Origin of the sequence: Kytococcus sp. HMSC28H12 (genome assembly GCF_001816045.1) — a bacterium.
GTDB classification, from domain to species: domain Bacteria; phylum Actinomycetota; class Actinomycetes; order Actinomycetales; family Dermatophilaceae; genus Kytococcus; species Kytococcus schroeteri.
On the sequence record NZ_KV824397.1, the window covers coordinates 1 to 7,118 of the forward strand.

Consider the following 7,118-nt stretch of genomic DNA (forward strand, 5'->3'; position numbering starts at 1 on the left):
CGCCCGCGCCGGGCACGCCGCCCGGTCCGCGGCGGACGCCGCGCCAGCCCCCATCGGAGCCACCCATGACCGAGCAGACCCCCGACGCCACCGAGCGCGCCACCACCGCCGAGCTGCTGCAGGACGTGGTGCACGTGCTGGGCGACCCGAGCCTCTCCCACGAGCAGGTGCTGGCCCTGGGGGACCGCCTCGGCCAGCCGGCGGTGCTCTTCCTGACGGCCATGGCCGCGCACGCCGCGCAGATCCGCGTGGCCCGCGAGCTGGTGGACCGTGGGGAGTCCCTCACCGACGAGCAGCGCGGCTGGCTGCCGGACCCGGTCGCCCTGGGCCGCGCGCTGGGCACCACCCCCGACCAGCTCGTGGTGGGCGGTGCCATCCAGGACACCTTCGGTGAGCTGACCCGCCGGATGCTGGACTCCACCGACGAGCAGGAGCGCGAGCGCGCCGGTCACCAGGCCGAGTCGCTGGCCCTGCTGGGTGCCGCGCTGGGCGGGAGGGCCGGCCAGGAGCGCCTGGCTGAGCTGGGGCGGGAGCTGGGCTTCGGGGTCGCCTTCGGCCGGCTCCACGCCTACTTCGCGATGATGGTGCGCCAGCTCGCCCGTCTCACCGGCCAGGCCTGGGAGCCGGCCGTGGAGCAGGTGTCCGCGCAGTTGCGCGCCGACGCCCGCTGACACCCCTCACGGCGCCCGGCCTCAGCCGAGGAAGCGCACGCCCTGCCCGGGGCGCACCTGCGCGGCCAGGTCGAGCGCCTCGTCGCACACGTACCCGATGACGGGGTACCCACCGGTGATGGGGTGGTCGGCCAGGAAGACCACGGGCTCGCCGCTGGGCGGCACCTGCACGGCGCCGCGGGTCATGCCCTCGCTGGCCAGCTCGCCCTCGCGCTCCCGTCGCAGCGGCTCGCCCTCCAGGCGCAGGCCCACGCGGTTGCTGTTGCTCGAGGCGGTCCACGTGCGGCCGGTGAGGTCGGCCCACCCGGCGTCGCCGAACCAGTCGTCGCGCGGTCCACGCACCAGCGGCAGGCACACCACGTCGCCGGTGGGGGTGGGGGCGGGGGCGCAGTCCACGCCGTACAGCTCGGGGTCCTGGTCGTCGCCCACCGGCAGCTCGTCGCCCTCGGCCAGCGGGTCGGGGCCCAGCCGGGCCAGCAGGTCGGTGCTCCGCGAGCCGAGCACCGGCTCCACGTCGATGCCGCCGCGCACGGCCACGTAGGTGCGCAGCCCCGTCGCCGGGGTGCCCAGCGTGAGCCGCTGGCCGGCGCGCAGCCGGGTGGTCGACGACATCGGGGCGCCGGGGCAGGGGGCGCCGGTGACGGCCACCACGACGTCGGTGGTGGTCTCGAGCTCGAGCCCGCCGAAGGTGGTCTCCAGCACCGCCGCGCCGGGGCCGTTGCCCACCAGGCGGTTGGCCAGGGCGGCCGCGGCGCGGTCGGCCGCGCCCGAGGGGCCCACGCCGATGTCGGAGCGGCCCGGGCGGCCGAGGTCCTGCACGGTGGTCAGGGGGCCGGGGGTGATGACGCGCAGGCTCATCGGGTGACCTCCTCGAAGCGGATGCGGACGCCGGCCCGCATCGGGGCGGGCGGGGTGGCGTCGGGGTCGAACAGGACGGCGTCGGTGCGGCCGATGAGCTGCCAGCCACCGGGGGAGTCCTGCGGGTAGACGGCGGTGAACTCCCCGGCCAGGGCCACCGACCCGGCGGGCACGCGGGTGCGGGGCTCGGAGCGGCGGGGGGTGTCCCAGGCGAACTCGCGGCCCACGCAGTAGCCGAACCCGGGGGCGAACCCGGCGAAGGCCACGGTCCACTCCTCGGAGGTGTGGCGGCGCACCAGCTCGGCGGGCTCGATGCCCAGCGCGGCGGCGGCCTCGGCGAGGTCCTCGCCGTCGTAGACCACGGGGACGGTCACCACCGGGGCGTCGTCGGCGGCCGTGGCCGCGGCGTCCACACCGCGCTCGGCCAGCTGCTCGATGCCGGCGCGGAGGCCGGGCACGTCGGCGGGGGTGGCGGCCACCACGAGCACGGTGCTCGCGGCGGGCACGACGTCGGCCACGCCGGTGAGCTCCCCGGCCCCGACGGCGCGGGTGAGTGCGGTGTGCCAGGTGCGGGCGTCGTCGAGCCCGTCGAGGTCGAGCAGCAGGGCGCGGGTGCCGGAGTCGAGGAGGCGCATCAGCCCTCCCGACCCGGGGTGGCTGCGAAGGGGGCGAGGGTCACGCCGGCCTGCTCCAGGGCGGCGCGCACCGCGCGGGCGATCTCCACCGCGCCGGGGGTGTCGCCGTGCACGCAGATGGACCCGGGGGTGAGCACCAGCTGGCCGCCCTCGACGTCGGTGACGGCCTCGCCACGGGCCATGGCCACGCAGCGGGCGGTGATCTCGTCCACGTCGTGCAGCACCGACCCGGGCTGGGAGCGGGGGACGAGCTGGCCGGCCGGGGTGTAGGCGCGGTCGGCGAAGGCCTCGGCCACGAAGCGCAGCCCGGCGGCCTCGGCGGCCTCCTGCCAGGGGGTGCCGGGCAGCCCCAGCACGGTCAGGCCGGGGCGGAAGGCGGCCAGCGCCTCGGCGGTGGCGGCGGCCTGCGCGGGGTCCTTGGCGATGGTGTTGTACAGCGCGCCGTGCGGCTTGCAGTAGGCCACCTGCGTGCCGGCGGCGCGGGCGATGCCCTCCAGGGCGGAGACCTGGTAGAGCACGTCGGCGGTGAGGTCCTCGGGGTCCACGGCCAGGGCGCGGCGGCCGAAGCCGTGCAGGTCGCGGTAGGCCACGTGGGCGCCCACGCTCACGCCGCGCTCGGCGGCCGCGGCACAGGTGCGTCGCATGATGGTGGGGTCACCGGCGTGGAAGCCGGTGGCCACGTTGGCGCTGCTCACGACGCCCAGGAGGGCCGCGTCGTCGCCCATGGTCCAGGCGCCCAGGCCCTCTCCGAGGTCGGCGTTGAGGTCGATGGTGGCGGTCATGGGGACTCCTCCTCGTGGGTGGGGCCGGGGCGTCGGTGTGGACGCCCCGGCCCGGGGGATGGTGCGGGGTGTGTCAGCTGAACAGGGCGACGAGCTCCGGCCACTTGGCCTTCACGGTCACGTAGGCCAGCCAGACCGTGACCAGCCAGGCGACGGAGCCGATGACCAGCAGCCACTTGGGGTACACGTACCCGTGCAGCAGGTCGCGGCGGAACCAGGCCACCCAGAGCATGACGGCGATGCCCAGCGGGATGAGCACGCCGTTGAGCGTGCCGGCCAGCACCAGCAGGGTGGCCGGGGCGGCGCCCAGGCCCAGGAAGATGGCGGTGCACACCACGATGAACGCGATGGTGACGCCGTTGCGGACCCGGGTGGAGGTCCCGCTGGAGGAGGTGAGGAAGGACACCGTGGTGTACGAGCAGCCCACCACCGAGCTGATGGCGGCGGCCCAGAACACCAGGCCGAAGAGGCGTCGGCCCACGTCGCCGGCCGCGATGGTGAAGGCGTCGCCGGCCACCGAGGCGGACTGGCTCAGGTCGTGGCCGGCGGCCACCACGCCGAGGATGGCGAGGAAGAGCAGGCCGCGCAGCAGGCCCGTGACCAGGATGCCCAGCAGGGAGCTGCGGCTGATGTCCTGGACGGCCTTGATGCCGGTGTTGCCGGAGTCCACCAGGCGGTGCGCGCCGGCGTAGATGATGTAGCCGCCGATGGTGCCTCCGACCAGCGTGGTGATGACGGTGGCGTCGATCGTGCTCGGGGCCACCGTGTTCTGCAGGGCCTCGCCCACCGGGGGCTTGGACACGAACATCACGTAGGCCGTGAGGGCGATCATCAGCGCGCCGAGGAAGACCACGACGCGGTCCATGGCGGCACCGGCCCAGGCACTCAGGAAGATGCCCACGGCCAGCAGCGAGGAGATCGCCGCACCCACCGCGGGGCTCACACCGAGCAGGATGTTGAGGCCGGACCCCGAGCCGCCGACGTTGCCGACGTTGAACGCCAGGCCGCCGATGAAGATGAGGGCGCTGAGCACCCAGCCCAGACCGGGCAGGACCTCGTTGGCCAGCTCCTGGGCGCGGCGGCCGCTGATGCCGATGACGCGCCACACGTTGAGCTGCAGGGCGATGTCGATGAGGATCGACACGAGCACCGCGAAGGCGAACGCGGCGCCGAGCTTGACGGTGAACTGGCCGGTCTGGGTGATGAACCCGGGGCCGATGGCGCTGGTGGCCATGAGGAACATGGCGCCGAGCAGTGCGGTGCGGGTGGCCTTGCGGTCGCGGACGGGTGCGTCCGTGGTGCCACCGGTGCCCTCGTCGGCGAGCGTGGCGCCGCCGGAGGACTGGGGGTCGAGGGTGTTCATGGGCCGTAGCGTAGGCATTGTTGAACAATGCGTGCAGGTGGTCCGGGGCGATCGTGACCCAACCGTGACGCTCCCTTGACCGATGGTGCGCCCCCGTCGTGGCTCGTCCGTCCTCCCGCGGGGCCCGGAGGCGGTCCCCGTCCCAGGAGGGCAGAATGCAGGCGATGACCGCGCAATCCCTGAGCCCCCGAGCGTCCCTCGCCAGGTCCGACGCCTCCGTGCCCGCCCGCCGGAGGGTGGCCGCCGCGGTGCGCGCCATGATCACGGCCGGCGAGATCGGGCCCGGCGAGCATCTCCGGGAGCTGGACATGGCCGGCCGGCTGGGGGTCTCCCGCAACACCCTGCGCGAGGGCTTCCGCGAGCTGGCCGGCGACGGCCTGGTGCGCCACGAGCCCAACCGTGGCGTGTTCGTGGCCGCCCCCACCGCCGAGGACGTGCGCCGCCTCTACACCGCCCGCCGCATCCTGGAGTGCGGCGTGCTGCACGAGCAGGCCCGTACCCATGCCCTCAGCGGGCCCGGCGTCGCGGCCGAGGTGCTCGACGTGACCGCCCGTGCCCTCCACGCCGCGGAGCGCCAGGAGTGGCGCTTGGTGGGCGACCTCAACATGGACTTCCACGCCGCCGTGGTGCGCCTGGGTGGCTCGGCGGTGCTCGATGCGGCCGCGGCCCCCCTCCTGGCGCACGCCCGCCTGGCCTTCCGCTCCCTCGACCTGCCTGGTGCGCTCCACGCCCACTTCGTGGAGACCAACCGGAGCCTGGCCGAGACGATGCGCGACGGCGCCTGGGAGCAGGCGGCCGGGGACATGCGCTCCTACCTGCTGGCCGCCGAGGCCGAGCTCCTCGAGGGCCTGGGCTGACCGCCACGGGGGGCCCGGTCGCCGGTCCGCGGCACCGCGTGCAGCGGGCGTGGCGCAGGTCACTATCCTGTGCCCGTCCCCTGGTGAAGAGAGGTGCCATGAACGAGCCGTCCGCCGCCGCCACCGAGGCGACGCCCGAGGCGCCCCCCGCGGACGTGGGGGAGGCCCACATCGACCTCATGGAGGGCTTCGACGCCCGCTCCGTGGAGTCCTGGGAGGCCAGCGCCGCCGCCGTCGTCAACAAGCCGCGCGGCGAGGGGCGCCAGTTGAGCGTCGAGGACGCGGTCGACTCGCTGCGCACCCGCACCCTGGACGACTACCGCGTGGAGCCGCTCTACACCGGCGCGAGCTCCCCGTCGGTGCCGCTGGAGGCGCCGGGCGAGTTCCCCTTCACCCGGGGCGGGTCCGTGCGACCGGCCGAGCTGCCGTGGGACGTGCGCCAGGCCTTCGACGACCCCGACGCCGCCCGCACTGCCGAGCAGGTGGCGGCCGATCTCGAGCACGGCGTGAGCTCGGTGCACCTCGTGGTGGGGCGCACCGGCATCGCGCCCGAGCAGCTGGCCACCGCGCTGGAGCCGGTGCTCACCGACCTCGCGCCGGTCTCGCTGGCCGCCCCCGACCGCCACGCCTCCATCGCCGGGGCGCGGGCGCTCGCCGACCTCCTCGCCGGCCGCGAGGTGCTCACCCAGGCCCCCGAGGCCTCGGCACAGGGCTCCTTCGGTCTCGACCCGGTGGGCCACGCCGCGGTGGAGGGGCACGAGGGCCCGGTGACGCTGGACGAGGACTCCCTCGCCGTGGTGCGCGCCGCCCTCGACCTCGCCGAGGGGCGCGACCTGGCCCCGATGCGGGCGGTCACCGTGGACACGCTGCCGTGGCACGAGGCGGGCGCCTCCAACGTGCAGGAGCTCGCCGCCGCGGTGGCCACCGGCATCGCCACCGTGCGCCTGCTGGTGGGCGCCGGCATCGCGGCCCGGGACGCCTTCCGGCTCGTCGAGTTCCGCGTCTCGGCCACCCAGCAGCAGTTCCAGACCATCGCCCGCCTGCGCGCCCTGCGTCGGCTGTGGGCGCACGTGGCCGAGCAGGTGGCCACCGCCGAGGGGGCCGACTGGCACCGCGACCCGGCCGTGGCCGCCGCCCGCCAGCACGCCGTCACCGGCCGCCGCATCATCACGCGCGACGACCCGAGCGTGAACATCCTGCGCGGCACCATCGCGTGCTTCGCCGCCGCCGCCGGCGGGGCCGAGGCGATCACCGTGCTGCCCTACGACACCGCCGCCGGCCTGCCCGACGCGCACAGCCGCCGCGTGGCCCGCAACACCCAGACCCTGTTGGCCGCCGAGGCCCACGTGGGTGCGGTGACCGACCCGGCCGGTGGCGCGTGGTTCGTGGAGTCGCTCACCGACCACTACGTGGACCTGGCCTGGAGGTACGTCCAGGGCCTGGAGTCCGGGGGCGGCCTGGCCGATGCCGGTATGCGCGCCCTGCTGCGCAGGAACGTGGTGGCCGTGGACCAGATGCGTCTGGACCGGCTGGCCACCCGCGAGCTGGGCCTCACCGGCGTCTCGATGTTCCCACTGGCCGGCGAGGTGCCGCTGCAGCGCACTCCCCGCGCCGAGGCGGTGGCCCCCACGGGCACCGACGCCGCCACCGGCCAGGAGGCCGCCGCCGAGTTGGCCCTGCCGCGCAGCTGGGACTCGCTGCCCTTCGAGATGCTCCGCGACCGCACCGCGGCCACCGCCCTGGAGGCCGAGCGGCCCACCGTGGCGCTGGTGTGCGTGGGGGCCCGCAAGGACTTCGGTCCGCGCGAGACCTTCGCCGCCAACGTGCTCGGCGTGGCCGGCATCGTGCCGGTGGCCGTGGAGGTGGACCCCGCCGCCGACGACCTGGACGCGGCCGTGGCCGACGCGCTGCACGCCGCCTTCGAGCAGCGCGTGCCGCCGGTGGCCGTCGTG

Annotated in this window: 7 protein-coding genes; 3 read left to right on the top strand and 4 right to left on the bottom strand. The window is 75.6% G+C overall.

What is annotated here, in order from left to right:
• Positions 1 to 65: 65 nt before the first annotated feature.
• Positions 66 to 671: a hypothetical protein gene (locus tag HMPREF3099_RS05035; RefSeq protein ID WP_070704819.1), complete on the top strand. Its 606-nt coding sequence runs from the start codon at positions 66 to 68 to the stop codon at positions 669 to 671.
• A gap of 21 nt (positions 672 to 692) precedes the next feature.
• Here HMPREF3099_RS05035 and HMPREF3099_RS13700 read toward each other — a convergent pair whose 3' ends face one another.
• From HMPREF3099_RS13700 to HMPREF3099_RS05055, 4 genes are all read right to left on the bottom strand, one after another.
• Positions 693 to 1,529 (bottom strand): 5-oxoprolinase subunit C family protein, encoded by an 837-nt coding sequence (locus HMPREF3099_RS13700; RefSeq protein ID WP_070704822.1) that lies wholly within the window; start codon positions 1,527 to 1,529, stop codon positions 693 to 695.
• Positions 1,526 to 2,164 carry a 5-oxoprolinase subunit B family protein gene (locus tag HMPREF3099_RS13705; RefSeq protein ID WP_070704825.1) on the bottom strand — a complete coding sequence of 213 codons (639 nt, stop codon included), beginning with the start codon at positions 2,162 to 2,164 and terminating at the stop codon, positions 1,526 to 1,528. The genes HMPREF3099_RS13700 and HMPREF3099_RS13705 overlap by 4 nt, the downstream gene beginning before the upstream one ends.
• Positions 2,164 to 2,946, bottom strand: a complete 783-nt coding sequence (locus HMPREF3099_RS05050) for a LamB/YcsF family protein (protein WP_070704829.1) — start codon at positions 2,944 to 2,946, stop codon at positions 2,164 to 2,166. Before HMPREF3099_RS05050 ends, HMPREF3099_RS13705 begins: the two co-directional genes overlap by 1 nt.
• A gap of 73 nt (positions 2,947 to 3,019) precedes the next feature.
• Positions 3,020 to 4,309 carry an NRAMP family divalent metal transporter gene (locus HMPREF3099_RS05055; protein ID WP_070704832.1) on the bottom strand — a complete coding sequence of 430 codons (1,290 nt, stop codon included), beginning with the start codon at positions 4,307 to 4,309 and terminating at the stop codon, positions 3,020 to 3,022.
• 164 nt (positions 4,310 to 4,473) lie between these two features.
• On the opposite strand from HMPREF3099_RS05055, the gene HMPREF3099_RS05060 reads away from it, so the two are divergent.
• Positions 4,474 to 5,166: a GntR family transcriptional regulator gene (locus tag HMPREF3099_RS05060; RefSeq protein ID WP_168168441.1), complete on the top strand. Its 693-nt coding sequence runs from the start codon at positions 4,474 to 4,476 to the stop codon at positions 5,164 to 5,166.
• 98 nt (positions 5,167 to 5,264) lie between these two features.
• Positions 5,265 to 7,118: methylmalonyl-CoA mutase family protein (locus HMPREF3099_RS05065; RefSeq protein ID WP_070704835.1), on the top strand; the 1,854-nt coding region annotated here is incomplete at its 3' end.